The sequence below is a fragment of the Paenibacillus xylanexedens genome, from assembly GCF_007676705.1.
In the GTDB taxonomy this organism is placed as follows: Bacteria; Bacillota; Bacilli; order Paenibacillales; family Paenibacillaceae; genus Paenibacillus; species Paenibacillus xylanexedens_C.
The window spans coordinates 1-259 of sequence record NZ_VEBF01000409.1; the positions used below are offsets into that span (position 1 = coordinate 1).

The 259-nt window shown below is 44.4% G+C and carries 1 protein-coding gene; it reads right to left on the bottom strand.

Translation table 11 applies throughout. The annotated features are described in order from the left end of the window. Positions 1-259, bottom strand: a 259-nt coding sequence (locus FS628_RS31705) for a hypothetical protein (RefSeq protein WP_186328054.1), incomplete at both ends; no start/stop codon positions are given.

Sequence of the window (259 nt, forward strand, 5' to 3'; positions counted from 1 at the left end):
CCATACCCGTAAGCCACTCATCTCGACCCAAATTACCCTCCTTATCCAGTTCAATCATGTTCATCTTCACCACCTTCTCCACTCCACATATCCCCTCCTTACCCATTTTATTTTCCTCCTTAACAACATTATACTTCATCATCACCCCATAATGCCCCCTTCTCTTAATCCCTTCATGAACCAAAATAACAAATTCCTCCCCTCTCATCTTACCCTCCCCCTTTACTTCTACCCCAACACACAATCCCTTTTCCCTACC